The sequence below is a fragment of the Sphingopyxis sp. genome (assembly GCF_040216815.1).
Classification (GTDB): Bacteria; Pseudomonadota; Alphaproteobacteria; order Sphingomonadales; family Sphingomonadaceae; genus Sphingopyxis.
The window spans coordinates 708,165-734,190 of sequence record NZ_JAVJOJ010000009.1 but is presented as its reverse complement, the minus strand read 5'-3'; the positions used below and the strand labels follow the sequence as shown (position 1 = coordinate 734,190).

Genomic DNA, 26,026 nt, shown 5'->3' with positions numbered 1-26,026 from the left:
TTGCAAGGGGCGCGATGCCCGGCTAGGGCGGAACCATGGCGGGGCAGATTGATGATCGATGCGACATTGCGATCGTCGGCGGCGGGCTCGCCGGCGGACTCGCGGCGCTCGCGCTTGCCGCCAGGCGCCCCGATCTCGACGTCCGGCTGGTCGAACCGGGGCCGGTCGGCGGCAATCATATCTGGTCCTTTTTCGACAGCGACATCGCGAAGGCGGATCGCTGGCTCGTCGCGCCGCTCGTGCGCCATCACTGGCCGCGTTACGATGTGCGCTTTCCGGCGCACGACCGCACGCTGCGCATGGGATATAAAAGCATCACCGGCGAGGCGCTGGCCGAAGCGGTCGCGGCGGCGCTGCCCGAAGCGCGCATCATTGCCGACCGCGCGAAGCATGTCGCGCCCGATCATCTGCTGCTCGCGCGCGGCGGCCGCCTCTCGGCCAAGCATGTCATCGACGCGCGCGGCGCGGGGAAGTTTCCGACCCTCGACTGCGGTTGGCAGAAATTTGTCGGGCAGGCGCTGACGATCGCGGGCGGGCACGGCGTCGAACATCCGGTGGTGATGGACGCGAGCGTCGAGCAATTGGACGGTTATCGCTTTGTCTATCTTCTGCCCTTCGATGCGGAAACCCTGTTCGTCGAGGATACTTATTACAGCAACGACGCCGAACTCGACGAAGCGTTGGTGCGCGATAGGCTCGCCGCCTATGCTGCGGCGCAGGGGTGGACGGTAACGGCGACCACCCGCGAGGAGAGCGGCGTGCTGCCGGTGGTGATCGCCGGCGATTTCGACCGGCTGTGGCCGGCGTCCGATCGCACCGCGCGCATTGGCGTGCGCGCGGGGATGTTTCACGCGACGACGGGCTATTCGCTGCCGTACGCGGTGCGCACCGCCGCGGCATTGCCCGCGCTGGCGGGGCGCGCTGACCTGCCCGAACAGCTTCGCGCGCGCGCCGCGGCGTCGTGGCGGCGCCAGCGCTTCTACCGGATGCTGGATGCCATGCTGTTCCGCGCCGCCGATCCCGACGCGCGCTATCGCATCTTCGAGCGCTTCTACCGCCTCTCGCCGCGGCTGATCGCGCGCTTTTACGCCGGGCGCTCGTCCGCGGCGGACCGGCTCCGCCTGCTCGCGGGCAAGCCGCCGGTGCCCGTCGGCCGCGCGCTCGCCGCGCTCGCCGGGTTCGATTGGCGGTGAGCCGCCGCGCAATCGTCATCGGCGCGGGGTTCGGCGGCCTGGCGCTCGCGATCCGGCTGCAATCGGCGGGGATCGCGACAGTGATCGTCGAGGCGCGCGACAAGCCTGGCGGGCGCGCCTATCACTGGCAAAGAGACGGTTTCACCTTCGACGCCGGGCCAACCGTCATCACCGACCCGCCGTGTCTTGCCGAACTCTGGGCGCTGAGCGGGCAGGATATGGCCGCCGATGTCGAACTGATGCCCGTCCGCCCCTTTTACCGGCTCAACTGGCCCGACGGCACCAACTTCGACTATTCGAACGACGAGGCCGCGCTCCTTGCCGAAATCGCGCGGCTGAACCCCGCCGACGTCGCGGGATATGAGCGTTTCCTCGATTATTCGAAGGGCGTTTACGAACAGGGTTATGTCAAGCTCGGCGCGACGGCCTTTCTCGACTTTCGGGCGATGATCAAGGCCGCGCCCGCGCTGATGAAATATCAGGCGTGGCGCAGCGTCTATTCGATCGTTTCGTCCTATGTGAAGGACGAAAGGCTGCGGCAGGCGCTGTCGTTCCACACTTTGCTGGTCGGCGGCAATCCGATGACGACCAGCGCCATCTATGCGCTGATTCACACGATCGAGAAGGATGGCGGCGTCTGGTTCGCGCGCGGCGGCACCAACCAGTTGGTCGCGGGACTCGTGCGATTGTTCGAGCGGCTGGGCGGCACGCTGCGGCTCGGCGATGCGGTGACGGAGATTCATGCGGCGGGCGACCGCGCCACCGGCGTCACCACCGCGAGCGGCTGGCAGGGCGAGGCCGATATGGTCGCGTGCAACGGCGACCTGATGCACAGCTACAAGGATCTGCTCGCCGGGCATCCGCGCGGGCCGAAAGTCGCGCGTCGCCTCGCGCGCAAGCGCTGGTCGCCGTCGCTGTTCGTCGTCCATTTCGGCGCGAAGGGCGACTATCCGGAGGTCGCGCATCACAGCATCTTGTTCGGCCCGCGCTACAAGGGGCTGCTCGACGACATCTACAAGAACGGCGTCGTGCCGGACGATTTCTCGCTCTACCTTCACCATCCGAGCATCACCGATCCCGGCATGGCGCCGCCCGGCCATTCGACCTTCTATGCGCTCGCCCCCGTCGCGCATCTCGGCAAGGCGGCGGCCGACTGGGACGGCGATTTCGGCGCGCGCTTCGCCGATGCGATCGTCGAGGAGGTCGAACGGCGCGTCGCCCCCGATCTCAGCGCCAATATCGTCACGCGCTTTCATTATACCCCGGCCGATTTCGGCCGCGACCTGTCGGCGCACCTCGGCAGCGCGTTCAGCCTCGAACCCGTGCTGTGGCAGTCGGCCTGGTTTCGCGCGCACAATCGCGACGATGTGATTTCCAATCTTTACTTCGTCGGCGCGGGGACGCATCCGGGCGCGGGGATCCCCGGTGTCGTCGGCAGCGCGAAGGCGACGGCCCGTTTGATGTTGGAAAAGTTATGAAACGCCTTGCCGTCTATTGCGGGTCCGCGACCCCCGAAGATCCGATCTATATCGAAACCGCACGCCATGTCGGGCGCTCGCTGGCTGAACGTGGCATCGGTGTCGTTTACGGCGGCGGGCGGCTGGGGCTGATGGGCGCTATCGCCGACAGCGCGCTGGAGGCGGGGGGCGAGGTCATCGGCGTGATCCCCGATGCGCTCGTCGGCACCGAGGTTGCCCACCGCGGCTGCACCGAACTGCACGTCGTGTCGGGGATGCACGAGCGCAAGAAGATGTTCACCGACCTGTCCGATGGCTTTCTGACCATCCCCGGCGGGGTCGGGACGATGGACGAGCTGTGGGAAGCGATCAGCTGGGCGCAGCTTGGTTATCACAGCAAGCCCGTCGGGCTGCTCAATGCCGCGGGTTTCTACAACGACCTTATCGCCTTCAACCGCCGCATGATCGAGGTCGGCTTCATCCGGCCTGCGCACGCGGGGATCATGATCGTCGATGCCGGGCTGGACGAGCTTCTCGACAAGATGGCGAATTACCGGCCGCACCAGCCGATTTTTGCGATGAAGGCCGAAAATCTCTGATGGATGCGGCGGGGGCCTATGACGCCGACGCCCTCCACGGTTTCGCGCACGACAGCATCGCGCGCGGATCGAAAAGCTTTGCGCTCGCCAGCCAGCTCTTCGACCGCACGGTGCGCGAGCGCGTCTGGCTGCTCTACGCCTGGTGCCGCGCCGCCGATGATTTGACCGACGGACAGGATCATGGCGGCGCGATGGCGCCGGGGCACGATCCCGCCGCTGCGGTTGCCGCGATCCGCGCGCTGACCGACAGCGCCTTTGCGGGTGAACCGACGGGGAAGCCCGCCTTCGACGCCCTCGGCTTCCTGCTCACCGAGACCCCGATTCCGCGCGCAGTGATCGACGACATCATCGCGGGGTTCGAACTCGATGCAAAGGACTGGCGGCCGCGCAGCGAGGCGGACCTGCTCCGCTATTGCTATCATGTCGCGGGTGCGGTCGGCGTCGCGATGGCGCTGGTGATGGGGATCGACCCCGACGATGATCGCACGCTCGACCGCGCGGCCGACCTCGGCATCGCGTTCCAGCTCGCCAATATCGCGCGCGACGTCGCGGAGGATGCCGCGGCCGACCGCTGCTACCTGCCCGTCGAATGGATGGTCGAACTCGACATTCCGCCGGGGCAGCATATGCACCCGGCTTTCCGCCCGCGCCTGTCGGTGATGGCGAAGTGGCTCGCCGAAATGGCCGCGGAATATGAAGCGTCGGCGCGCTGGGGTGCGCGCAAACTGCCGCCGCGCAGCCGCTGGGCGGTGCTCGCCGCGGCGGGCATTTATGGCGACATTGCGCGCGAGGTGCGGCGGCGCGGCGACCATGCGTGGGATCACCGCGCCGCAAGCTCGCTTGCCGCCAAACTCGGCTGGGTAGCCCGCGCCGGCTGGTCGGTTCTCCGCCGCCCGCCGCAGCGGCGGATCAGCCGCGAGGGTTTGTGGACCCGGCCGCGACCCGGTGAGGAGCGCACCGGCGCATGAACCCGATCGAGTGGATGGCCGCCGCCTTCGTGCTCACGAATGTCGCGCTCGTCGCGCTGCGCAGCATCTGGAACTATCCCTTCGCGCTCGTCGCCGTGACGCTCTACGCCTTCGTCTTTTTCGAGGCGAAGCTGTACAGCGACATGCTGCTCCAGGGCTTTTTCTTTGCGCTCAACCTTTATGGCTGGGCGGCGTGGACGCGCGCGCGGAACGACAGCGGCATACCCGTCGGCTGGATGGGCCGCGGCGCACGCTGGGGCTGGGGGCTCGGCACGCTCGCGGCCTGGGCGGGGTGGAGCTATGCCATGGACCGCCACACTGACGCCGCCGCGCCGTGGATCGACGGCGCCATCGCGATGATCAGCGTCACGGCGCAATGGCTGCTGGCGCGGCGCCGCGTCGAAAGCTGGTTCCTGTGGATCGTCGTCGATCTGATCGCGATCCCGCTCTTTGCCTCGCGCGGGCTTTATGCGACCAGCGCGGTCTATGTCGTGCTGCTCGGCCTGTCGATCGACGGGCTGATCCAGTGGCGCCGCGCCGCGGCGACGGGGCGCGACGCGATATGACGCGGCGCATCTGCCTGCACGGGGCCGAAAGTACCGGCAAGTCGACGCTTGCCCCGCGGCTGGCGCTGCGGCTCGGCGGGCTGGTGATCCCCGAATATGGGCGCACCTATGCCGAAGCGCACGGCACCGAGTTCGACGCGGTTGACTTGCTCGCCATTTTCGACGGCCACCGCGCCGCGACCGCCGCGGGGCTGACCGAGCGCCCCGAGTGGCTGATATCCGACACCGACCCGCTGATGACGCAGGCGTGGGCGATCATGCTGCTGGGACAGCGCCTGCCCGAAATCGACGCGTGGACCGATGTGGCCGACCTCTATCTGGTCCCCGCCATGGATCTGCCATGGCGCGAGGATGGTACGCGCCTTTTCGGAAGCGATCTGGCGCGGCGTCAGTTCATGGATGTCGCAATCGGCGAACTGGAAAGGCGACGGCTCAAATGGGCGTGGGTCGAGGGTGAGGGCGACGCGCGGATCGACAATGCCCTCGCCGCGATCGAGGCGGCGAAGCTGGGGTGAGGGGGCGGCAAGGCTTCGCTGTCTCCGCGACGCGGCGGCCGTCAGTTCGCCGGCCGGGTCTCGTCGATCTTGTTGACCCATTCGGGATAGAAGCTCGGCTCGCGCGCCGACCAGCCGGGGGCGGTCGCGGCGGCTTCGCTGATCGACTGGAGCAGCGTCTTGCGCTTGTCGGGATGCAGGTGCGGAAGCGAAGCCGCGGCGCAAAAGGCGCCGGGCAGCCACGGCCGCGCATGAGCGCCGAGCAGGCGTTCGTAAAGGAAGCGATAGGCTGAAAAACCCGGCAGACGGTCCTGTCCCAGATCGAACGCCGATACGGCGACGAGCGGAGCCATGAAGCCTTCGAGGGCGTCGAGCCCGCTGTCGTCGGGGATGTGCGCGCGAATATCCCCGAGCCGCTGATAGACTTTGGCCTGCACGCGGATCGCGGTTTCCTCCACCATGTCGCGCGACCAGCGCGCGATCGCATCGTCGCGTTCGAGCCCGATGTCGAGCGAGCGGCGGATATAGCGCTGGGTTCCCGCGGGAAAGCCCGCAAATTCCTTGATTTCCGAAAGGGACAGGTCGCCTGCGGCCGGTCCGGATCGCGTCGCCATGGTCATGCTCCCGCTCGGCGCCCGGGGAGCCATCCCCCCGGAGGCCTGCAACTTTGTAGTCTGCCACCAAAATCGTTAGCGGCAGGTTAACCATGATGTCGGAGAGCGTTCAGCCGCTGCTGGGGCGTTGCGCGGCGCTGCAACCGGGCCTAATCCTCATGCCCTGAAACCAAAAGACACGAGAAACGCCATGTCGCATGTTCCGCAGCCGGTCCTTTCCGCCACCGGCCTGTTTACCCCCGCCGAAAGCATCTCCAACGAAGAACTTGTTGCAAGTTTTAACGAGTATGTTGCGCTGCACAATAGAGAAAATGCAGGGGCTATTGCGGCGGGTGAGGCGCCCGAACTGACCGAATCGAGCGTCGAGTTTATCGAGAAGGCGAGCGGCATCGGGTCGCGTTTCGTCGTCGACAAGGCGGGGATTCTCGATCCCCGCCACATGGCGCCGCGCCTGCCCCAGCGCAGCAATGATGAACTGTCGATCCTCGCCGAAATCGGCGTCGCGGCGGCAAAGGATGCGCTTGCGCGCGCGGGCCGCGATGCGGCGGACGTCGATGCCGTGCTGTGCGCGGCGTCGAACATGCAGCGTCCCTATCCGGCGATGGCGGTCGAGATTCAGGACGCACTCGGCATCGACGGCTTTGGTTTCGACATGAACGTCGCCTGCTCGTCGGCGACCTTCGGCATCCAGACCGCGGCCGACTATATCCGCGCGGGTCATGCGAAAAGCGTGCTCGTCGTAAACCCCGAAATCTGCTCGGGCCATTTGAACTGGCGCGACCGCGACAGCCATTTCATCTTCGGCGACGTGGCGACGGCGATCCTGATCGAGGCCAAGGACATGGCTCCCGCGGGGCATTGGGACATATTGGGCACCAGGCTGAAGACGGTCTTTTCGAACAATATCCGCAACAATTTCGGGTTTTTGAACCGCGCGCACGGCGGCATCGACCAGTCGGGGCCCCGGACCGACAAATTGTTCGTTCAGGAAGGGCGCAAGGTGTTCAAAGAGGTCGTGCCGATGGTTGCAAGCATGATCGTCGCGGAGATGGAAAAGCTGGGGCTGGCGGGAACCGACATGCGCCGCCTCTGGCTGCATCAGGCGAACACCAACATGAACCGGCTGATCGCGCAGCGCGTACTGGGCCATGAAGCCAGTGACGATGAAAGCCCGACCGTGCTCGATACCTATGGCAATACGTCAAGCGCGGGGTCGATCATCGCCTTTCATTTGCATCACGAGGATATGGTCGCGGGCGACACTGGCCTCATCTGTTCGTTCGGCGCGGGGTATAGCGCGGGGACGGTGTTCGTTCGCAAGACATAAACCGCACGGCCAAAAAGGGCCGATGCGTCACGGCACAAAGGTTGTGAACAGATAAACCGCAAAAATCGTCAGGTGGATCGCACCTTGGAGCACCGTCGTGCGGCCGTTCGCCAGCGTCTGCGACGCGACGATCAGCGAAAGGAACAAGAGCACCGCGGACTTGTCGCTGAGCCCGAGCGCGATCGGCATGTCGGTGATGACCGAAAGCAGCGCGACCGCCGGGATCGTCAGCCCGATCGTCGCGAGCGCGGAGCCCAGTGCGAGGTTGAGGCTGGTCTGCAACCGATTGGCGCGCGCGGCGCGGATCGCCGCGAGACTTTCGGGCGCCAGCACCATCGCCGCGATCACCACGCCCAGCACGGCAGCGGGCGCGCCCGCGCTGGCGAGCAGCGTTCCGATCGTCGGCGACAATTGCTTGGCAAGCAGCACCACCGCGATCAGGCTGGCGAGCAGCAGCCCGCCCGACAGCGCGGTCCGCGCGCCGCTGGGCGGTGCGGCGTGAACCTCGGGCTCGGCCTGGTCGTCGCCGTCGGGAAGGAAATAGCCGCGGTGGCGCACCGTCTGGACCAGCGCGAAGGTCGCGTAGAGCCAGAGCGAGACGACCGCGACGAAACCGAGCTGTTCGGGCGAATAATGCGGCCCCGGGGCGCTCGATGTATAGTTGGGCAGCACCAGTGCGACGACCGTTAGCACGGTGAGCGTCGCAAGCGCCGCGCCCATGCCGGTGCGCTGAAACCGTTGCTCGTGATGTTCGATCGCGCCGACCATCAGGCACAGCCCCATCAGCAGGTTGAGGATCACCATGACCGCCGCGAACACCGTATCGCGCGCAAGCGTCACCGACTTTTCGGGGTCGGCCTGCATCAGCGTCAGGATCAGTCCGACCTCGATCACCGTGACCGCCAGCGCGAGGATCAGCGTGCCAAAGGGTTCGCCGACGCGGTGCGCGACGACCTCTGCATGATGGACCGCCGCCAACACCGACGCGATCAGCGCGACCCCCAGCAGCAGCGCGGGAAGCGGGACGGCCAGGCTGGCCAGCGCGATCAGAAGGCCAAGAAGCGGCAGAATATCGGTCGTTCGGATGCGGGCTTTCACCATGGTCCGACTATGGCGGCGCGCTTTGCGAAATGCCATGCCCCGCGATGCAAAAATGATGCGTCAGCTCGAACGCACGGGCAATCCCGCCGCGGCGAGCCGGGCGTGGGCGTCGGCAATGGTTGCTTCGCCGAAGTGAAAGATGCTCGCCGCGAGCACCGCGCTCGCGCCGCCCTCGAGCACGCCCGCGACCAGATGGTCGAGGGTGCCGACGCCTCCGCTCGCGATCACCGGCACCGACACCGCATCGGCGATCGCGCGCGTGAGCGTGAGGTCGTAGCCATCCTTGGTGCCGTCGCGGTCCATGCTGGTGACGAGCAGTTCGCCCGCGCCCAGATCCGCAAGGCGCACGGCGTGATCGAGCGCGTCGATCCCCGTCGGATTGCGCCCGCCGTGCGTGAAAATCTCCCACCGTCCGTCTTCGACCCGCCGCGCATCGATGCTGCCCACCGCGCACTGGCTGCCGAAGCGATCGGCGATGTCGGCGACAAGTTCGGGCCGCGCGACCGCCGCGCTGTTCACCGCGACCTTGTCGGCGCCGGCGAGCAGCAACGCGCGCGCGTCCTCGGCGCTGCGCACCCCGCCGCCGACGGTCAGCGGCATGAAACAGACCTCGGCGGTGCGCGCGACCATATCGATCAGGGTTCCGCGGCCCTGATGGCTCGCGCTAATGTCCAGAAAGCAAAGCTCGTCGGCGCCCGCGGCATCATAGGCGCGCGCAGCCTCGACCGGGTCGCCCGCATCGCGCAGATCGACAAAATTGACGCCCTTGACGACACGGCCATCGGCAACGTCGAGGCAGGGGATGACGCGGACGCGGACGGTCATTGAGCCAATCTCTCAATTCCGTTCGTGTCGAGCGAAGTCGAGACCCCCTTCAGGTCGGCGCCATACCGATGGGCATCTCGACTTCGCTCGATGCGAACGGGATTGAGACGTCGGTTCACGCCCGCCCCGCAGCAATTGCTTCGGCCAGATCGAGCCGGCCGTCGTAGAGCGCGCGGCCGGTGATCACCCCCTCGATCCCATCCGCCACATGCGGGCGCAGCGCATGGACGTCCTCGATCCCGGCCACGCCGCCGCTCGCGATCACCGGAATCGCGACACCCTTGGCCAGCGCCACCGTTGCTTCGACATTGCAGCCCCTGAGCAGCCCGTCGCGGCCGACGTCGGTGAAGAGCAGGGCGGCGACGCCCGCATCCTCGAACCGGCGCGCCAAGTCCCCGACGCGCACGTCGGACACATCGGCCCAGCCCTCGGTCGCCACCATGCCATCGCGCGCGTCGACGCCGACGACGATGCGGCCGGGAAGATCGCGCGCTGCCGATTTGACGAAGTCGGGGTCTTTCAGCGCGGCGGTGCCGATGATCACGCGATCGACGCCGAGCGCGAGCCAGCGGTCGACGCCTTCCCGATTACGGATGCCGCCGCCGACCTGTACCTTGCCGGGAAAGGCCGCGATGATGCTTTCGACCGCCGCGCCGTTGACGCTTTCCCCCGCAAAGGCGCCGTCGAGATCGACGACATGCAGATGCGTTGCGCCCGCGCCCGCGAACAGCCGTGCCTGCGCCGCCGGATCGTCGCCATAGACGGTCGCGCGCGCCATATCGCCCTCGGCAAGCCGCACCACCTGCCCGCCCTTGAGGTCGATTGCGGGGAAGATGGTCAGGCCAGAATCTACGGATGCCATGCGAGGAATCTTTCAAGCGTCGCGAGGCCATAGGCCTGGCTTTTTTCGGGGTGGAACTGGACGCCGACGATATTGTCCTTCGCCACGGCGGCGGTAAAGGTCGCCCCGTGGCTGCTCGTCGCAGCGACATGCGCGGCGTCGGCGAAATGATAGCCGTGGAGATAATAGGCCTCGCCTGCGGCGATCACCGGATGCGCGAAGGTGGGCACCACGTCGTTCCAGCCCATATGCGGGATGCGGAGACCGGGCGCGGGATCGAACGCGCGCACGGTCCCGCCGATCCAGCCGAGTCCCCTGTGCGTCCCATGCTCCTCGCCCGCGTCGGCGAGCAATTGCATCCCGACGCAGATGCCGAGGAAGGGCGCGCCTTCGCCGCGCGCACGCCGCTCCATCGCATCGACAAGGCCCGGAATCGCCGACAGGCCGTTCATGCACGCCGCGAAGGCGCCGACGCCGGGCAGCACGATGCGGTCGGCTTTGGCGACGACGCCCGGATCGGCGGTGACGGCGACATGATCCGCGCCCGCCGCGACGAGCGCATTATGCACCGAGCGAAGATTGCCCGCGCCATAGTCGATCAGGGCAATGACGCTCATGGACGGCCTCTAGAGAACGCCCTTGGTCGAAGGGATGGCGTCGCCCTTGCGCGGGTCGATCTCGACCGCCTGGCGCAGCGCGCGCGCGAGCGCCTTGTACATGCTTTCGGCGATATGGTGGTTGTTCTCGCCATAGAGCATTTCGATGTGCAGCGTGATCCCCGCCGCCTGCGCAAAGCTGTGGAACCAGTGCGGGAACATTTCGGTGTCCATCTCCCCCAGCCGCGGCTGCGAGAAGGTCGATTTATAGACGCAGTGCGGGCGCCCCGAAATGTCGAGCACGCAGCGCGTCAGCGTTTCGTCCATCGGCGCATGCGCTTCGCCATAGCGCGCGATGCCGCGCTTGTCGCCGAGCGCCTTTGCCACCGCTTCGCCGAGCGCGAGCGCCGAATCCTCGACGGTGTGATGCTGGTCGATGTGAAGGTCCCCCTTCACCGCCATCGAAATGTCGATCAGCGAATGGCGCGACAATTGCTCGACCATATGGTCGAGGAAGCCGATGCCGGTGGACACCGAATAATCGCCCGTCCCGTCAAGATTGACGGTGATCGCGATATCCGTTTCCTTGGTCGTGCGCTGGACGGTGGCGGTTCGCATGAGATGCCCCTTAGACGCTATTTTTCGCGTTGCAAGGCGACTCTCCCCCCTTGACCCGCGAACGCCGCCCGTCCATCCCCCTCGGCCATGAATGACGACGTCCGCGACAGCCTGATTCCCTATGACGAAATCGTGCAGGATGCACTGCGCGCGGTGGTCGGCCGCGTGCTGTCGCAGGTCGAGGGAAGCGATAGTCTGCCCGGCGAACATCATTTCTATATCACGTTCAAGACGCAGGCGCCGGGCGTCGATATTCCCGCGCATCTGGTCGCCAAATTCCCCGACGAAATGACGATTGTTCTGCAAAATCGCTTTTGGGACCTCCGCGTCGAGGACGATCATTTCTGCGTCGGCCTGTCGTTCAACCAGACGCCGTCGATGCTGACGATCCCCTATGCGTCGATCACGGCTTTCGTCGATCCCTCGGTCGATTTCGGACTGCAATTCCAGGTCAGCGACGACGAAGCCGCGCAGCCCGAGCCGCATGACGAAGCGGAGAATGACCGCCCCGAAGTCACGAGCGAGGACGGATCGAACGTCGTGACCGTGGATTTCGGCAAGAAGAGATAGCGTCGTGGCCAAACTTTGGCCGCCAACGCGCTTCTGGCAATATTGGGCCCTTGCGGGCATGGTCGTGCTGACCGCGGCTTTCTGGTGGAGTGTCGAGGGCCTTGCTTTGTTCGCGGGCGATCGGGCGCGCGGACCGATTGCCGATGGGCTGCTGCGTTTCAGCCTCGCCGTCCTCACCCCCGCGCTCGTCCTGGTCTGGCTGACTGCTGCATGGCTGCGCCGGCGCATCGGGGAGGGCGGATATTGGCAATTGCTGGGGCTCGTCGCGATGATCTGGGCGGGTGCGATTCTGGTGACAAGGATGCTGGCGGTATGAATGCAAAGCGGACCGAAAGCGACTCGATCGGCGATATCGAGGTTGCGGCCGACGCCTATTGGGGTGCGCAGACCGAACGCAGCCGGCATAATTTCGCTTTCCCCGCGCACGAACGGATGCCCTTGCCGATCGTCCGTGCCCTTGCGCGGATCAAGGGCGCCGCGGCGCGCGTCAACCGCGACCATGGACTCGATGGACGGCTTGCCGACGCGATCGCCGAGGCCGCCGACGCCGTCGCCGCGGGACGATATGACGACCAGTTCCCGCTCGCGATCTGGCAGACGGGAAGCGGCACCCAGTCGAACATGAACGCCAATGAGGTGATCGCCGGGATCGCGAATGAGGCGCTGACGGGGACGCGCGGCGGCAAGGCGCCGGTTCACCCCAACGATCATGTCAACATGGGCCAATCGTCGAACGACAGCTTTCCGACCGCGCTGCACGTCGCGGTCGCGGTCGAGACGACTGCACGGCTGCTGCCCTCGCTGGCCGACCTCACCGATGCGCTCGCCGCCAAGGCAGCGGCATGGAACGACATCGTCAAGATCGGGCGCACCCACCTTCAGGATGCGACGCCGCTGACGCTGGGGCAGGAGTTTTCGGGCTATGTGGCGCAGCTGATCGCGTGCCGCGCGCGGATCGAGGGGGCGCTCGCGCACAATATCTGCAAGCTGGCGCAGGGCGGCACCGCGGTCGGTACCGGGCTCAATGCCCCCGCGGGGTTTGACGCCGCGATGGCGGCGGAGTTGTCGAAAGCGACGGGCATCGCGTTCGAGCCGGCGCGAAACAAGTTCGAGGCGCTCGCGTCGAACGACGGACTCGTCTTCTTTTCCGGCGCGCTGAACACGCTCGCGGTCGCACTGACCAAGATCGCCAACGACATCCGCCTTCTGGGATCGGGCCCGCGCGCGGGGCTTGGCGAGCTCGACCTGCCCGCGAATGAACCCGGCAGCTCGATCATGCCGGGCAAAGTCAATCCGACCCAGTGCGAAATGCTGACGATGGTGGCGGCGCAGGTCATCGGCAACCATCAGGCGGTGACGGTAGGGGGCCTGCAGGGCCATCTCGAACTCAACGTCTTCAAACCGCTGATCGGCGCCAATGTGCTGCGCTCGATCGACTTGCTCAGCGTCGGCATGGCGGGGTTCACCGCGCATTGCGTTATCGGGATCGAGCCCAATCGGGCGCGCATCGACGAATTGATGAACCGTTCGCTGATGCTGGTGACGGCGCTCGCGCCCGCAATCGGCTATGACAAGGCGGCAAAGATTGCGAAGCACGCGCATGACACGGGCGGTACGCTTCGCGAGGCTGCGCTGGACCTCGGCTATGTCGATGCCGCGACCTTCGACCGCCTCGTCGATCCGCGCACGATGCTCGGTCCGGAACCCGGCGGCCCCTCCGGGAATTAGGATGGGGAAGGAGAGATAAGATGATAGGTCGGATCTTGGGCGGAATGGTAGGCCGGTCGATCGGCCGCAAACATGGCAACCACCCCATTGCCGGGACGATTATCGGCGCGGGGACGCTCATGGCGGCGCGGCGGCTCTTCCCGCAGCGCTACGCCGTGCTCGCGGCGACCGTCGCGGGCGCCTATCTCACGAAAAAATGGGCCGAACGCGCCGAAGCGCGCCGCGCGGCAGAGGCCGCCCATGCCGCCGATCCTGCGCTGGTCGAAGCGGGCGTGGTCGATGGCTATGCCGGCACCGCGGAAACGCCAACCGACGGCCAGGAAATCGGCGACGCGCTGCCGCCGTCGATCCCGGTCGAGGCGAACGGAAAACGGCCGGCGATCCATTGAAGGGCGAAAGCGCGGTCTGACTTTTCTTCGGTCATCCCGGCGAACGCCGGGATCTCGCCATCGCAGCCGGACGCGCCGGAGAGATTTCGGCCTCCGCCGGAATGAGCTTTTCAGGGGGTGGGCGTTTCAACCCGCTGCCTGCCATTCCTTCACCGCCTCGACCGGCGCGACGAGCATCAGTATGTTGAGCGTCAGATTGTCGCGGATCGTCCACAGCGTGAAAAGCTCGAACGCCACCGCGAGAGCCGCCGTCGCCCACCAGCGCATCCGGCTCGCGGCAAGAAACCCCGCGACCATGAACAGCGTGTCGCTTACCGAATTGAGCACCGAATCGCCGGAATAGCCGAACGCCATCGTCACTTCGCGATAGCGGTCGATGATCAGCGGCGAATTTTCCAGGATTTCCCACGCCCCCTCGACTCCGATCGCGATGGCGAGCGGCACCCACAGCGGCCGATCGGGCATGATCCACCGCAGCACGCCGTAAAAGAGGAAGCCGTGGATGACGTGGCTGAAACTGTACCAGTCCGAAATCTGCTGGCTGTTCTGGTCCGATTGCACGATGCCGTGCCACAGGCTGACCGTTCCGCACGGGCAGATCGGCGGGCGGCCCATTCCGATCAATATGGCGGCAAGAAGCGCCACCAGCGCGGCGGCGACCAGCCCTCCTGTCCGTGAAATCCCAGCCATCCGCGCCCCCTTGACCGCCGCTCCTCGTCAGGCGAATAGCGCGCATGGCTGATAGCGTCCATCTGAACCGCCGCGGCGTGTTGTTCGTCCTTTCCTCGCCGTCGGGCGCGGGCAAGACCACCATTTCGCGCATGATGCTGGAGGCGGACAGCGACATCGCCCTCTCGATCTCGGCAACGACGCGCCCGCCGCGGCCGGGCGAGGTCGACGGGGTGCATTATCATTTCGTCGATACCGAAACCTTCAAGAAGATGGCGGCCGACGGTGAGTTCCTCGAATGGGCGCATGTCTTCGGCCACCGCTACGGCACGCCGCGCGCGCCGGTCGAACAATTGCTCGCGGCGGGCAAGGACGTGCTCTTCGACATCGACTGGCAGGGCGCGCAGCAGCTGTATCAGGAGGCCGGCCCCGACGTCGTGCGGGTGTTCGTGCTGCCGCCGACGATGGAGGAGCTGGAGCGACGGCTGCGGTCGCGCAACACCGACAGCGACGAGGTGATCGCGGCGCGGATGGAGCGCGCGGCGAACGAGATCAGCCACTGGGACGGCTATGACTATGTGCTGATCAACGACAATGTCGAAGGCTGTTTCGACGAAGTGCGCGCGATCCTGCGCGCCGAGCGATTGAAGCGGCGGCGGCAGATCGGGCTGATCGGCTTTGCGCGCGACCTGATCCGGTCGGTGCCCGATGCGGAACGGAAATTATAGAAGACCTGCACGCCCTGGCTTTTATTCTAATCGTCATCCCGGACTTGATCCGGGATCCATTCACGCAGCGTCGGAATAATGGATCCCGGATCAAGTCCGGGATGACGAAATCAGGATTGGCTAAACCGCCCGCGCCAGCTTCGCTTCGAGCTCCGCCACCGTCTCCGCGCGCAGCGGTTTCGCCTGTCCGTCGGTGCGGCACACCACCACCGTGTCGCAGGTCGCGATGCAGCGGCCGTTCTGAAACATCGCCTGCACGATCGTCCAGCTCGACGTGCCGAGCCGGCCGATGCCCGTCGCGATCTGCACCGGATCGGGAAAATTGCCTTCGGCCAGATAGTTGATCTCGACCGCCGCGACCATCGTGCGCTCGTTCGCCGGGCGCGCGTCGAGTGGGCGCGTTTCGCGGTTCAGCAGTACGCGGCCGCTTTCGAACAGCGCGGCATAGGCCACATTGTTGAGGTGGCCGTTGATGTCCATGTCCTGAAAGCGCGTCTGCAATTCGATGCAGACGGGGTAGCTGGCGGCATCGAGCCGCCAGCTTTCGGGTTTCGGCATGTCAGCGCGGCGCCATGCGAATCCCGCCATCGAGGCGGACGTCCTCGCCGTTGAAATATCCATTCTCGATCATGCAGAGCGCGAGATTGGCATATTCTTGCGGATTGCCGAGGCGCTTCGGGTTGAGCACCGAGGCGCCCAGAGCGTCGCGCACATTCTGCGGCGCACCCGCGAGCAGCGGCGTGTCGAAGATGCCGGGCAGGATCGTGTTGACGCGGATATTCTCGTTGCCGAGATCGCGCGCGATGGGGAGGGTCATGCCAACGACGCCGCCCTTCGACGCCGAATAGGCGGCCTGGCCGATCTGGCCATCCTCGGCGGCCACGCTCGCGGTGTTGACGATCGCGCCGCGTTCGCCATCCTCCATCGGATCGAGCGTCAGCATCCCGGCCGCCGATTTGGCGATGCAGCGGAAGGTGCCGACGAGGTTGATCTGGATGATCCAGTTGAAGGCGTCGAGCGGGAAATGCTTGATGCTGCCGTCTTCCTTCGACCGGCTCGCGGTCTTGATCGCATTGCCGGTGCCCGCGCAGTTGACGAGGATGCGTTCCTGCCCGATCGCGGCGCGTGCCTTTTCAAAGGCGGCGTCGACGCTGGCGTCGTCGGTGACGTTGCATTCGCAGAAAACGCCGCCGAGTTCCTCGGCGATCGCCTTGCCCTTTTCTTCCTGCAGGTCGAAGATCGCGACCTTGACGCCTTTTGCGGCAAGCGCCCGCGCAGTCGCGGCGCCGAGGCCGGAGGCACCGCCGGTGACGACCGCGGATACGGTGGAATCGAGTTTCATGGGTTTCTCCTGCTTAAAGCCCCTCCCCTTCAGGGGAGGGGTTGGGGTGGGGGCTGTCGGCGTTGTGCAAGGCCGCTGACCCCCACCCCGCTCGACTAAAGGCCCGGCTAACGCCGAACCAAGTCTCGCTGCCCCTCCCCTGAAGGGGAGGGGTCTGGATTCCTACATCCGCTCGATGATCGTGACGTTGGCCTGGCCGCCGCCTTCGCACATCGTTTGCAGGCCATATTTGCCGCCGGTCGCGTCGAGCACGCCGAGCAAAGTCGCCATCAGCTTGGTGCCGCTGGCGCCGAGCGGATGGCCGAGCGCGATCGCGCCGCCGTGGACGTTGAGCCGCGCATGGTCGGCGCCGAGATATTTCATCCACGCGAGCGGAACGGGCGCGAAGGCTTCGTTGACTTCATAGGCGTCGATGTCGCCGATCGTCATTCCCGCCTTTTTGAGCGCCTTTTCGGTCGCGAACAGCGGTTCTTCGAGCATGATCACCGGATCGCCCGCCGTCACCGAAATATGATGGATGCGCGCGCGCGGGGTCAGGCCGTGATCCTTCAGCGCCTGTTCGGACACGATCAGCGCCGCCGAGGCGCCATCGCAGATCTGCGAGCTCGACGCGGCGGTGATCGAGCCGCCTTCCTGAAGCAGCTTCACCCCCGCGATGCCCTCGAGCGTCGCGTCGAAGCGGATGCCTTCGTCGACCTTGTGCATCTCGGTGCCTTCGGGGGTTTCGATCGCGACCGGCACGATCTCGCGCTCGAACTTGCCGCTTTCGGTCGCCGCCTTCGCCCGGCTGTGGCTTTCGAGGGCAAAGGCGTCGAGGTCGTCCTTGGTGAAGCCGTGCTTCTTGACGATCATCTCGGCGCCCATGAACTGGCTGAACATGATGCCGGGATATTTTTCCTCAAGCCGCGGCGATTTGTAATTGCCGAGCCCTTCCTTCATGAACAGCGTCGCGACGCTGCCCATCGGCACGCGCGTCATGCTTTCGATGCCGCTGGCGAGCACGATATCCTGCGTGCCCGACATCACCGCCTGCGCGGCGAACATCATCGCCTGCTGCGACGAACCGCACTGGCGGTCGATCGTCACCGCAGGGATCGAATCGGGGAGCTTCGACGCCAGAACGGCGTTACGGCCGAGGTCCATCGTCTGTTCGCCGCCCTGGCTGACGCAGCCGGTGATGACGTCGTCGATCGCCGAAGGGTCGAAATCGTTGCGGTCGGCGATCGCGTCATAGACCGCGGCGCCGAGGTCGACGGGGTGAACCCCCGCAAGCCGCCCGCCGCGGCGGCCGCCGGCGGTGCGCACGGCATCGACGATATAAGCAGTAGCCATTGGGGAGTTCCTTTCTTCCTAAGACCCTCCCCTTCAGGGGAGGGATTAGTTATCAGAGCTTGCGTCCGATCAGTTCCTTCATAATCTCGTTGGTGCCGCCGAAAATGCGCGTGACGCGCGCCGCGCGCCACGCGCGGGCGATCGGATATTCGTTCATATAACCTGCGCCGCCGAACAGCTGGAGGCATTTGTCCATGACTTCCCATTGCAGGTCGGTGTGCCACAGCTTCGCCGCCGCGCCCTCTTCGGGGGTCAGTTCCTTTTTCAGATGGCGCGCGAGCGCCCAGTCGAGATGGGCCCAGCCCACCTGCAGCTTGGCCTTCAAATCGGCGAGCACGAAGCGGCTGTTCTGGAAATCGAGGATCGGCTTGCCGAACGCCTTGCGCTCGCGCGTATATTCGACCGTGTCGTCGAACGCGCGCTGCGCCGACGCCTGCGCGCTGACCGCGATCGACAGGCGTTCCTGCGGCAATTCGCTCATCAGATAGATGAAACCCTGTCCCTCTTCGCCGAGACAGTTGGTGATCGGCACGCGCACGTCGTTGAAGAACAGCTCCGACGTATCGGCCTCGTCCTGCCCGATCTTGTCGAGGTTGCGGCCGCGCTCAAAGCCTTCGCGATCGGCTTCGACCAGCACGATCGACACGCCTTTCCATGCGGGCTCCGCATCGGGATCGGTCTTGACGCACACCAGGATCAGGTCGGCGTTCTGGCCGTTGGTGATATAGGTTTTCGACCCGTTGATGACATAATGATTGCCATCTTTCTTCGCGGTTGTGCGCATCCCCTGAAGGTCGCTGCCCGTCCCCGGTTCGGTCATCGCGATCGCGGTGATAACCTCGCCCGACACCATCTTGGGCAGCCAGTGCTTCTTCTGCTCCTCGCTGCCATAGCGGACGATGTAATTGGTCACGATGTCCGACTGGAGCGAGAAGCCCGTGGTGACGCGGCCGTAATAGGCGCTCTCCTCGTCGACGATCGCATTATAGCCGAAGTCGAGGCCGAGCCCGCCATATTCTTCCGGGACCGTGGGGCACAGCAGGCCAAGCTCGCCGGCCTTCGGCCAGAGCCCCTTGGGCACGATGCCCTCCTCGGCCCATTGTGCCTGGTTGGGGGCGACTTCCTTTTCAAGAAACTGGCGCACCGTCGCGCGGAACGCTTCATGGTCCTCATTATAGGCGGTGCGCGAGAGGCTATCGAGCGACATCTGGTTCCTTTCCCTTTTGCGGCCGAACGGGGCCGGGGAGTCGGCCGCATCATTGGAGGTCAAAAGACCTTACGTTTACGTCCACGTCAAGCAGAAAGACGCTACGGCATGAAAGTTTATCCGTCGTCCATCTTCTCATTCGTCATCCCGGCCTTCGCTGGGATGACGAATGAGTAAGGGGCGGGTTTCGCTCGCAATCTGCCATTCCGTCCAAATTCCTGTGCATCCGCTCCCGCCGTCCTTGACTCGCGCGCCGGCCCACCCAATGTGTCGCGCACCAAAATCCCCTCGAGTGAAAAGGATGCCGACGATGACGATCCAGACCGGAGACAAGCTCCCCGATGCGACCTTTGTGAAGGTAACGGAAAACGGGCCCGAGCAGGTCACGACCGCCGATTATTTCAAGGGGCGCAAGGTCGCGCTCTTTTCGGTTCCCGGCGCCTTTACCCCGACCTGTTCGGCCAAGCATCTGCCGGGCTTCGTCGACAAGGCCGCCGAGCTCAAGGCCAAGGGCGTCGACGAAATCGCCTGCACTGCGGTCAACGACGCTTTTGTGATGGGCGCGTGGGGCAAGAGCGCGAACGCGAGCGACAGCGTGACGATGCTCGCCGACGGCAATGGCGCCTTTGCCGAAGCGGTCGGCCTCACCATGGACGGTACCGCCTTTGGCATGGGCAAGCGCGGCCAGCGTTTCTCGATGATCGTCAACGACGGCGTCGTCGAGCAGCTCAACGTCGAAGCGCCTGGCGAGTTCAAGGTGTCGAGCGCCGACCATATGCTCGAACAGCTGTAAGGATAGGGGGAGGGCGCGCATCACCGCGCCGCCTTCCCTTTCCTCATCACCCCGGACTTGATCCGGGGTCCATTCCAGCCCGCGTAGAGCCAATGGATCCCGGATCAAGTCCGGGATGACGAGTGTTGGGGGCCGCAGCGTCCCCCCTCTTCCCTTTTGTCACAATTTCGTGCAACAGCGACGCGATGACATCCAGATCATCGCAAGAAACCACCGACCCCGCCGCGCTTGTCGAAGCCATTATCGCCGAGCTTCAGGACAGGTTCCGCGCGTCGGTTTCCAACCTTAAATCCGCCATCGCCGCCTATGTCCGCGACCGCACGCTGCCGCCGGCCGATGCCGCCGCAACCGGCCTGTTCGACTATCCGGCGATCCGCCTCACCACCACGGGCGAACAGCGCCAGGGGCAGGCGGGGCATAATCTGTCGTTCGGCCGTTTCGAGCGCGCGGGAACCTTTATCACCACCGTGACGCGCCCCGATTTGTTCGCCGATTATCTGCGCGAACAACTCCTCCTCCTCGCGCGGCATTACGACGTCGGGCTGGAGGTGACGCGCACGGGGCAGCAGATCCCCTTTCCCTATGTGCTCGACGCGAGCGACGGGTCGGACATGGGCGGGGTGACGCCGCTCGAGCTCGCGCGCCATTTTCCGACCACCGAACTCGCCGACATCGGCGACGAGCTGGCCGACGGTCTCTTCGGGCTCGATCCGTCCGAAGAGCAGCCGCTGGCGCTGTTCGACGCGCTGCGCACCGATTTCAGCCTCGCGCGCCTGCGTCACTATACGGGCACCGCGCCCGAGCATTTTCAGCGCTATATCCTGTTCACCAACTATCACCGCTATGTCGACGAATTCGTTGCCTGGGCGGGATCGCAAGTCGGGCAGGGGCGTTATACCGCGCTCGCCGGCGCTGCGGGGCTCTATGTCGACCAGCCGGGGGTGAATGCGAGCGCGCTCGTCGCCGACAGCGCGTGGCGGCGGCACCAGATGCCCGCCTATCACCTGATCGCAGAGGGCGGGGGCGGCATCACGCTCGTCAACATCGGCGTCGGGCCGTCGAACGCCAAGACGATCTGCGACCATCTCGCGGTGCTGCGCCCCGAGGCGTGGCTGATGATCGGCCACTGCGGCGGTCTTCGCCCCAGCCAGCGGATCGGCGATTATGTGCTCGCGCACGCCTATCTGCGCGACGACCATATCCTCGATGGCGTGCTGCCCCCGGAAATCCCCATCCCGCCGATCGCCGAAGTGCAACAGGCATTGGCGAGCGCGGCCGAGAGCGTGTCGGGAACGAGCGGTGCCGACCTTAAGAAACGGATGCGCACGGGCACCGTCGTCACCACCGATGACCGCAATTGGGAATTGCGCTACACCGACAGCGCGCTGCGCTTTTCGCAGTCGCGCGCGATCGGCATCGACATGGAAAGCGCCACCATCGCGGCGCAGGGCTATCGTTTCCGCGTACCCTATGGCACGCTGCTTTGCGTCAGCGACAAGCCGTTGCACGGCGAGCTGAAGCTGCCCGGACAGGCGAACCGCTTTTACGAAGAGGCAATCGCCGCGCATCTCCAGATCGGCATCCGCGCGTGCGAGACGATGCGCGACGAAGGCGCGAAGCTCCACAGCCGCAAATTGCGCGCGTTCAACGAGCCGCCGTTCAGATGAACCGGGGGCACCGAGACGCCCATTCGTTAACCATAAAACAAGCCTGTCATCGTAATTTCACATGTGCCGCCGCTTTTCCCTTGCGGTGGGGCGGCGGCATCGCCACCTTATGATCCTAAGGGGGCCGTCCTCTCCCCGGCCTGGTCCCCGCAAGGAGACAGACCCATGCCGTCCTTTTCGGAAAGCCTCGAAAAGACACTACATAATGCTTTGAAGGCCGCTTCGGAGCGCCATCACGAATATGCGACGCTCGAACATCTGCTTTCCGCGCTGATCGACGACGACCATGCCGCCGAAGTGATGCGCGCGTGCGGCGTCGCGCTCGGCGATCTGCAATCGGCGGTCGTGCATTATCTCGACACCGAACTCGACAGTCTGAAGGTCGAGGGGCACAGCGATCCGTCGCCCACCAGCGGTTTCCAGCGCGTCGTCCAGCGCGCGATCCTGCACGTCCAGTCGTCGGGGAAGGACGAGGTGACGGGCGCGAACGTCCTCGTTGCGCTTTTCTCCGAGCGCGAAAGCTATGCCGTCTATTTCCTTCAGCAACAGGATCTGACGCGGCTCGACGCGGTCTCCTATCTGAGCCACGGCGTCGGCAAGGGCGGCAAGCCCGCGGCGCAGGCCGAGCCCGAGGAAAAGGAAGAGACGAAGGACAAGGACAGCGCGAAGAACAAGAAAGAAACCGCGCTCGACCAGTTCACCGTCAATTTGAACGAAAAGGCGAAGGGCGGGAAGGTCGATCCGCTGATCGGCCGCGTCGCCGAGGTTGACCGCACGATCCAGATCCTCTGCCGCCGGTCCAAGAACAATCCGCTCTATGTCGGCGATCCCGGCGTCGGCAAGACCGCAATCGCCGAGGGTCTCGCGCGCAAGATTGTCGAGGGCGATGTGCCCGAGGTGCTGTTGCCCGCGGTCATCTATTCGCTCGACATGGGCGCGCTGCTCGCGGGCACCCGCTATCGCGGCGATTTCGAGGAGCGGCTGAAACAGGTCGTGACCGAGCTCGAAGGGCTGCCGCACGCGATATTGTTCATCGACGAGATCCACACCGTCATCGGTGCGGGTGCGACGTCGGGCGGCGCGATGGACGCATCGAACCTTTTGAAGCCCGCTTTGTCGGGCGGCGTGATCCGCTGCATCGGATCGACGACGTACAAGGAGTTCCGCAACCACTTCGAAAAGGATCGTGCGCTGCTCCGCCGCTTCCAGAAGATCGACGTGATCGAGCCGAGCCTCGAGGATACGAAGAAGATTCTCGCGGGGCTGCGCAGCGCGTTCGAGGCGCACCACCAGGTGCGCTACACGCCCGATGCGATCAATGCCGCGGTCGACCTGTCGGCGCGTTATATCAACGACCGCAAATTGCCCGACAAGGCGATCGACGTGATCGACGAGGTCGGCGCGATGCAGATGCTCGTCGCCCCGTCGAAGCGCAAGAAGACGATCACGGCCAAGGAGATCGAGGCGGTGATCGCGACGATGGCGCGTATTCCGCCCAAATCGGTCTCGACCGACGACAAGGCGACGCTCGCCAGCCTCGAGACCGATCTGAAGCGCGTCGTATTCGGCCAGAATACCGCGATCGAGGTGCTGTCGTCGGCGATCAAGCTCAGCCGCGCGGGGCTGCGCGATCCCGAGAAGCCGATCGGCAATTATCTGTTCAGCGGGCCTACGGGGGTCGGCAAGACCGAGGTGGCGAAGCAACTCGCGTCGATCATGGGCATCCCGCTCCAGCGTTTCGACATGTCCGAATATATGGAGCGGCATTCGGTCAGCCGCCTGATCGGGGCGCCGCCGGGCTATGTCGGCTATGATCAGGGCGGGCTGCTCACCGATGCGATCGACCAGAACCCGCATTGCGTGCTGTTGCTCGACGAGATCGAAAAGGCGCATCCCGACCTGTTCAACATCTTGTTGCAGGTGATGGATAACGGCCGCCTGACCGACCACCACGGCAAGACGGTCGATTTCCGCAACGTCATCCTGATCATGACGACGAATGCGGGCGCGAGCGACATGGCGCGCGAGTCGATCGGCTTTGGCCAGCAGACGCGCGAGGATGCGCAGGAAGAGGCGGTGAAGCGCATGTTCACCCCCGAATTCCGCAATCGACTCGATGCGATCGTGCCCTTCGGCTATCTGCCGCCCGAGGTTGTCGCGCGCGTCGTCGACAAATTCATCCTCGAACTCGAACTGCAACTCGCCGACCGCAACGTCCACATCCAGCTCGACGATGCCGCGCGCGAATGGCTGACCGGCAAGGGGTATGACAAGCTTTACGGCGCGCGTCCGATGGGCCGGTTGATCCAGGAAAAGATCAAGCAGCCGCTCGCCGAGGAACTGCTCTTCGGCAAGCTGGTCCATGGCGGCGAGGTCAAGGTGAAGATGAAGACCGGCGAGGACGCCCATGTCGGCAACCCGCTGGCCTTTGAAATCACCCCCGCCGCGCCGAAGGGGGCCAAGGGCAAGGCGAAGTCGAAGCCTGAAAAGACCGCCGAATAGCGCGCGCCTTTTCGAGAGGATCGAAAACAATCCGTGTGTCCCCGCGCAGGCGGGGACCCATCGTCGGCCGGTTGAAACTTGCACCGGCAGGAGATGGGCACCCGCCTTCGCGGGTGCGCACGCTATTGTCGACGGGCGATGTTCGCGAGTAGGGCGCTTATCCCGTCTCGGCCCTCAAGGCCTTGCGGTCGAGCTTCCCGATCATCGTCTTGGGCAGCGCGCCGCGCACCTCGACCGCGATCACGCGCTCATGCTTGCCGAGCTTTGGGTTGAGCCAGGCGGCAAGCGCCTCGCCGCCGACATCGAAGCCCTCTTCCAACGTCACAAAGGCCTTGGGAACCTCCCCGCGATACGCGTCGGGCACGCCGAGCACGATGGCTTCCCTGACCGCGGGATGCTCGTAAAGATGCGCCTCGATCACGCTGGGATAGACTTTGAAGCCGCCGACCGCGATCATGTCCTTCAGCCGGTCGACGATGCGGATATAGCCGCCCTCCTCGACCACCGCGACGTCGCCGGTGCGCAGCCAGCCGTCGGCGGTGAAGCTGTCCGTGTCGGCGTCGGGGCGGTTCCAATAACCCTGCATGATCTGCGGTCCCTTGACGGCGAGCTCGCCAGGTTCGCCATCGGGGGCGTCCCTTGTCGGGTCTTCCTTGTCGAGCAGGCGGATGTGCGTCGCCGGGATCGGCTGGCCGATCGTGCCGGGGCGCACCGGGCCTTCATAGGGGTTGGTCGCGACGACGCCCGAGCTTTCGGTGAGGCCATAGCCTTCGACGAGCGAGGCGCCGGTCGCCGCGACGAATTTTTCGCGCAGCTCCGCCGGCATTGGCGCGCCGCCCGAGATGCAGACACGCAGCGAGGAAAAGTCGGTACGGGCAAGGTCGGGGTGGTCGAGGAGGGCCTGGTACATGGTCGGCACGCCGGGAAGCGCGGTCGTCCGTGTCCGGCCGATCGCCGCCAGCGCCTGTTTGGCGTCGAAACGCGGCAGCATGGTGATCGATCCGCCGTTGAGCACCGTGCGGTTGAGGACGCAGGTATTGGCAAAGACATGAAAGAAGGGGAGGACACCGAGGATGCGGTCGTCCGCTTGCGTGTCGGGGTCGATTGCATTCACCTGCCGCGCGTTGGCGGTGAGATTCTGGTGCGTCAGCTTCGCGCCCTTGGGCGTTCCCGTCGTGCCGCCGGTATATTGGATCAGCGCGACGTCGCGTTCGGGGTCGATCGCGACCGGGTCGGGCCGCCCGTCATTGTCGGTGAGCGCCGAAAAGCGGATGACGCGCGGATCGTCGGGAAGCGAGGCGACCTCGCGGCGCCTGAACAGGCGATAGAGAAAGGATTTCGCTGTCGGCAGCCCGCCCGCGACCGACCCGACGACGAGGCGCTTGAGGCTCGATCCGTCGAGTACCTTGAGCGCGGTCGGAAACAAGGCCGCGGCGCTCAGCGTGAACAGGGTGTCGGTCCCCGAATCCTCGACCTGCGCTTCCAGCTCGGCGACGGTGTAGAGCGGCGAGAAATTGACGACGGTTGCCCCCGCGGCGAGCGCTCCATAATAAGCCGCGACATAATGGGGGACGTTGGGAAGGAAGAGGCCGATGCGGCTGCCCTTGCCCAGCCCCAATTGCTGGAGCCCGCGCGCGACGCGCGCGACGCCGCCCGCGACCTCGGCATATCCGAACTGCCGCCCCATGAAATCGAGCATCGGTGCGTCGCCCTTGCGCGCGACGCTCGCCGCGAACATGTCGGGCAGCGACAGTGGGGCAAAGGACTGGTCCCATTCGGTCGGGTGATGATAATCGCGCGACCAGGAAAAATGGTTGGGCATTTGGGGCGGGGATCCTCTCGCAATGATTTCCTTACATCAGGGTCAGGACCCATTAATTCCGCGATCGAGGCGTCGAAA

27 protein-coding genes are annotated in these 26,026 nt (G+C 65.3%); 15 read left to right on the top strand and 12 right to left on the bottom strand.

Annotated features, from left to right (window positions below; translation table 11 throughout):
• The first annotated feature begins 35 nt into the window (after window positions 1-35).
• The 6 genes from crtY to RIA72_RS13970 are packed head-to-tail and all read left to right on the top strand — an operon-like array spanning window position 36 to window position 5,298.
• Entirely contained in the window at window positions 36-1,193 is a 1,158-nt protein-coding gene (gene crtY / locus RIA72_RS13995) for a lycopene beta-cyclase CrtY (protein WP_350032672.1), read from the top strand.
• Entirely contained in the window at window positions 1,190-2,671 is a 1,482-nt protein-coding gene (locus tag RIA72_RS13990) for a phytoene desaturase (RefSeq protein ID WP_350032671.1), read from the top strand. Before crtY ends, RIA72_RS13990 begins: the two co-directional genes overlap by 4 nt.
• Window positions 2,668-3,249 (top strand): LOG family protein, encoded by a 582-nt coding sequence (locus RIA72_RS13985; protein WP_350032670.1) that lies wholly within the window; start codon window positions 2,668-2,670, stop codon window positions 3,247-3,249. Before RIA72_RS13990 ends, RIA72_RS13985 begins: the two co-directional genes overlap by 4 nt.
• Window positions 3,249-4,217, top strand: coding sequence for a phytoene/squalene synthase family protein (locus tag RIA72_RS13980; RefSeq protein WP_350032669.1), 969 nt, complete (start codon window positions 3,249-3,251; stop codon window positions 4,215-4,217). The genes RIA72_RS13985 and RIA72_RS13980 overlap by 1 nt, the downstream gene beginning before the upstream one ends.
• Entirely contained in the window at window positions 4,214-4,783 is a 570-nt protein-coding gene (gene pnuC, locus RIA72_RS13975; RefSeq protein ID WP_350032668.1) for a nicotinamide riboside transporter PnuC, read from the top strand. The genes RIA72_RS13980 and pnuC overlap by 4 nt, the downstream gene beginning before the upstream one ends.
• Complete coding sequence (locus RIA72_RS13970; RefSeq protein WP_350032667.1) at window positions 4,780-5,298, top strand: AAA family ATPase; 519 nt, start codon at window positions 4,780-4,782, stop codon at window positions 5,296-5,298. Before pnuC ends, RIA72_RS13970 begins: the two co-directional genes overlap by 4 nt.
• A gap of 41 nt (window positions 5,299-5,339) precedes the next feature.
• On the opposite strand, the gene RIA72_RS13965 is transcribed toward RIA72_RS13970, so the two are convergent.
• A complete protein-coding gene (locus RIA72_RS13965; protein ID WP_350032666.1) occupies window positions 5,340-5,891 on the bottom strand; it encodes a hypothetical protein in 552 nt (183 codons plus the stop codon).
• A gap of 190 nt (window positions 5,892-6,081) precedes the next feature.
• Between RIA72_RS13965 and RIA72_RS13960 the strand changes: the two genes are divergently transcribed.
• On the top strand, window positions 6,082-7,218 hold the full coding sequence (locus RIA72_RS13960) for a beta-ketoacyl-ACP synthase III (protein ID WP_350032665.1): 1,137 nt from the start codon (window positions 6,082-6,084) through the stop codon (window positions 7,216-7,218).
• A 27-nt stretch (window positions 7,219-7,245) separates the two neighbouring features.
• On the opposite strand, the gene RIA72_RS13955 is transcribed toward RIA72_RS13960, so the two are convergent.
• The 5 genes from RIA72_RS13955 to hisB all read right to left on the bottom strand — a co-directional run bounded on the left by RIA72_RS13955 (window position 7,246) and on the right by hisB (window position 11,199).
• Window positions 7,246-8,355, bottom strand: coding sequence for a calcium:cation antiporter (locus RIA72_RS13955; RefSeq protein WP_350032664.1), 1,110 nt, complete (start codon window positions 8,353-8,355; stop codon window positions 7,246-7,248).
• 24 nt (window positions 8,356-8,379) lie between these two features.
• Window positions 8,380-9,144: an imidazole glycerol phosphate synthase subunit HisF gene (gene hisF / locus RIA72_RS13950; RefSeq protein WP_350032663.1), complete on the bottom strand. Its 765-nt coding sequence runs from the start codon at window positions 9,142-9,144 to the stop codon at window positions 8,380-8,382.
• A 115-nt stretch (window positions 9,145-9,259) separates the two neighbouring features.
• Entirely contained in the window at window positions 9,260-10,006 is a 747-nt protein-coding gene (hisA, locus tag RIA72_RS13945) for a 1-(5-phosphoribosyl)-5-[(5-phosphoribosylamino)methylideneamino]imidazole-4-carboxamide isomerase (RefSeq protein WP_350032662.1), read from the bottom strand.
• On the bottom strand, window positions 9,994-10,602 hold the full coding sequence (gene hisH / locus RIA72_RS13940; RefSeq protein WP_350032661.1) for an imidazole glycerol phosphate synthase subunit HisH: 609 nt from the start codon (window positions 10,600-10,602) through the stop codon (window positions 9,994-9,996). The genes hisA and hisH overlap by 13 nt, the downstream gene beginning before the upstream one ends.
• A gap of 9 nt (window positions 10,603-10,611) precedes the next feature.
• Window positions 10,612-11,199, bottom strand: coding sequence for an imidazoleglycerol-phosphate dehydratase HisB (hisB, locus tag RIA72_RS13935; protein WP_350032660.1), 588 nt, complete (start codon window positions 11,197-11,199; stop codon window positions 10,612-10,614).
• A gap of 87 nt (window positions 11,200-11,286) precedes the next feature.
• Between hisB and RIA72_RS13930 the strand changes: the two genes are divergently transcribed.
• The 4 genes from RIA72_RS13930 to RIA72_RS13915 are packed head-to-tail and all read left to right on the top strand — an operon-like array spanning window position 11,287 to window position 13,886.
• Complete coding sequence (locus tag RIA72_RS13930; protein WP_350032659.1) at window positions 11,287-11,769, top strand: SspB family protein; 483 nt, start codon at window positions 11,287-11,289, stop codon at window positions 11,767-11,769.
• Between the two features lie 4 nt (window positions 11,770-11,773).
• On the top strand, window positions 11,774-12,085 hold the full coding sequence (locus tag RIA72_RS13925) for a hypothetical protein (RefSeq protein ID WP_350032658.1): 312 nt from the start codon (window positions 11,774-11,776) through the stop codon (window positions 12,083-12,085).
• The gene (fumC, locus tag RIA72_RS13920; protein ID WP_350032657.1) at window positions 12,082-13,497 is read left to right on the top strand and encodes a class II fumarate hydratase; all 1,416 of its coding nucleotides are present in this window, start codon (window positions 12,082-12,084) and stop codon (window positions 13,495-13,497) included. Before RIA72_RS13925 ends, fumC begins: the two co-directional genes overlap by 4 nt.
• Window positions 13,498-13,517: 20 nt before the next feature.
• Window positions 13,518-13,886 (top strand): hypothetical protein, encoded by a 369-nt coding sequence (locus RIA72_RS13915; RefSeq protein WP_350032656.1) that lies wholly within the window; start codon window positions 13,518-13,520, stop codon window positions 13,884-13,886.
• 126 nt (window positions 13,887-14,012) lie between these two features.
• Here the strand turns inward: RIA72_RS13915 and RIA72_RS13910 are convergent, their stop codons facing one another.
• A complete protein-coding gene (locus RIA72_RS13910) occupies window positions 14,013-14,576 on the bottom strand; it encodes a DUF2585 domain-containing protein (protein ID WP_350032655.1) in 564 nt (187 codons plus the stop codon).
• A 44-nt stretch (window positions 14,577-14,620) separates the two neighbouring features.
• Here RIA72_RS13910 and gmk point away from each other — a divergent pair, with 44 nt between their 5' ends.
• Entirely contained in the window at window positions 14,621-15,283 is a 663-nt protein-coding gene (gene gmk / locus RIA72_RS13905; RefSeq protein ID WP_350032654.1) for a guanylate kinase, read from the top strand.
• A gap of 120 nt (window positions 15,284-15,403) precedes the next feature.
• Here the strand turns inward: gmk and RIA72_RS13900 are convergent, their stop codons facing one another.
• From RIA72_RS13900 to RIA72_RS13885, 4 genes are all read right to left on the bottom strand, one after another.
• A complete protein-coding gene (locus tag RIA72_RS13900) occupies window positions 15,404-15,841 on the bottom strand; it encodes an acyl-CoA thioesterase (RefSeq protein ID WP_350032653.1) in 438 nt (145 codons plus the stop codon).
• 1 nt (window position 15,842) lies between these two features.
• Complete coding sequence (locus tag RIA72_RS13895) at window positions 15,843-16,625, bottom strand: SDR family NAD(P)-dependent oxidoreductase (RefSeq protein ID WP_350032652.1); 783 nt, start codon at window positions 16,623-16,625, stop codon at window positions 15,843-15,845.
• 162 nt (window positions 16,626-16,787) lie between these two features.
• Window positions 16,788-17,957: an acetyl-CoA C-acetyltransferase gene (locus tag RIA72_RS13890; protein WP_350032651.1), complete on the bottom strand. Its 1,170-nt coding sequence runs from the start codon at window positions 17,955-17,957 to the stop codon at window positions 16,788-16,790.
• A gap of 52 nt (window positions 17,958-18,009) precedes the next feature.
• Window positions 18,010-19,164 carry an acyl-CoA dehydrogenase family protein gene (locus RIA72_RS13885; RefSeq protein WP_350032650.1) on the bottom strand — a complete coding sequence of 385 codons (1,155 nt, stop codon included), beginning with the start codon at window positions 19,162-19,164 and terminating at the stop codon, window positions 18,010-18,012.
• Window positions 19,165-19,474: 310 nt separating this feature from the next.
• Here RIA72_RS13885 and RIA72_RS13880 point away from each other — a divergent pair, with 310 nt between their 5' ends.
• From RIA72_RS13880 to clpA, 3 genes are all read left to right on the top strand, one after another.
• Window positions 19,475-19,957, top strand: coding sequence for a peroxiredoxin (locus tag RIA72_RS13880; protein ID WP_350032649.1), 483 nt, complete (start codon window positions 19,475-19,477; stop codon window positions 19,955-19,957).
• Window positions 19,958-20,142: 185 nt separating this feature from the next.
• Window positions 20,143-21,624, top strand: a complete 1,482-nt coding sequence (locus RIA72_RS13875) for an AMP nucleosidase (protein WP_350032648.1) — start codon at window positions 20,143-20,145, stop codon at window positions 21,622-21,624.
• 165 nt (window positions 21,625-21,789) lie between these two features.
• Complete coding sequence (gene clpA / locus RIA72_RS13870) at window positions 21,790-24,126, top strand: ATP-dependent Clp protease ATP-binding subunit ClpA (RefSeq protein WP_350032647.1); 2,337 nt, start codon at window positions 21,790-21,792, stop codon at window positions 24,124-24,126.
• A 157-nt stretch (window positions 24,127-24,283) separates the two neighbouring features.
• On the opposite strand, the gene RIA72_RS13865 is transcribed toward clpA, so the two are convergent.
• Window positions 24,284-25,948 (bottom strand): AMP-binding protein, encoded by a 1,665-nt coding sequence (locus tag RIA72_RS13865; RefSeq protein WP_350032646.1) that lies wholly within the window; start codon window positions 25,946-25,948, stop codon window positions 24,284-24,286.
• Window positions 25,949-26,026 lie beyond the last annotated feature (78 nt).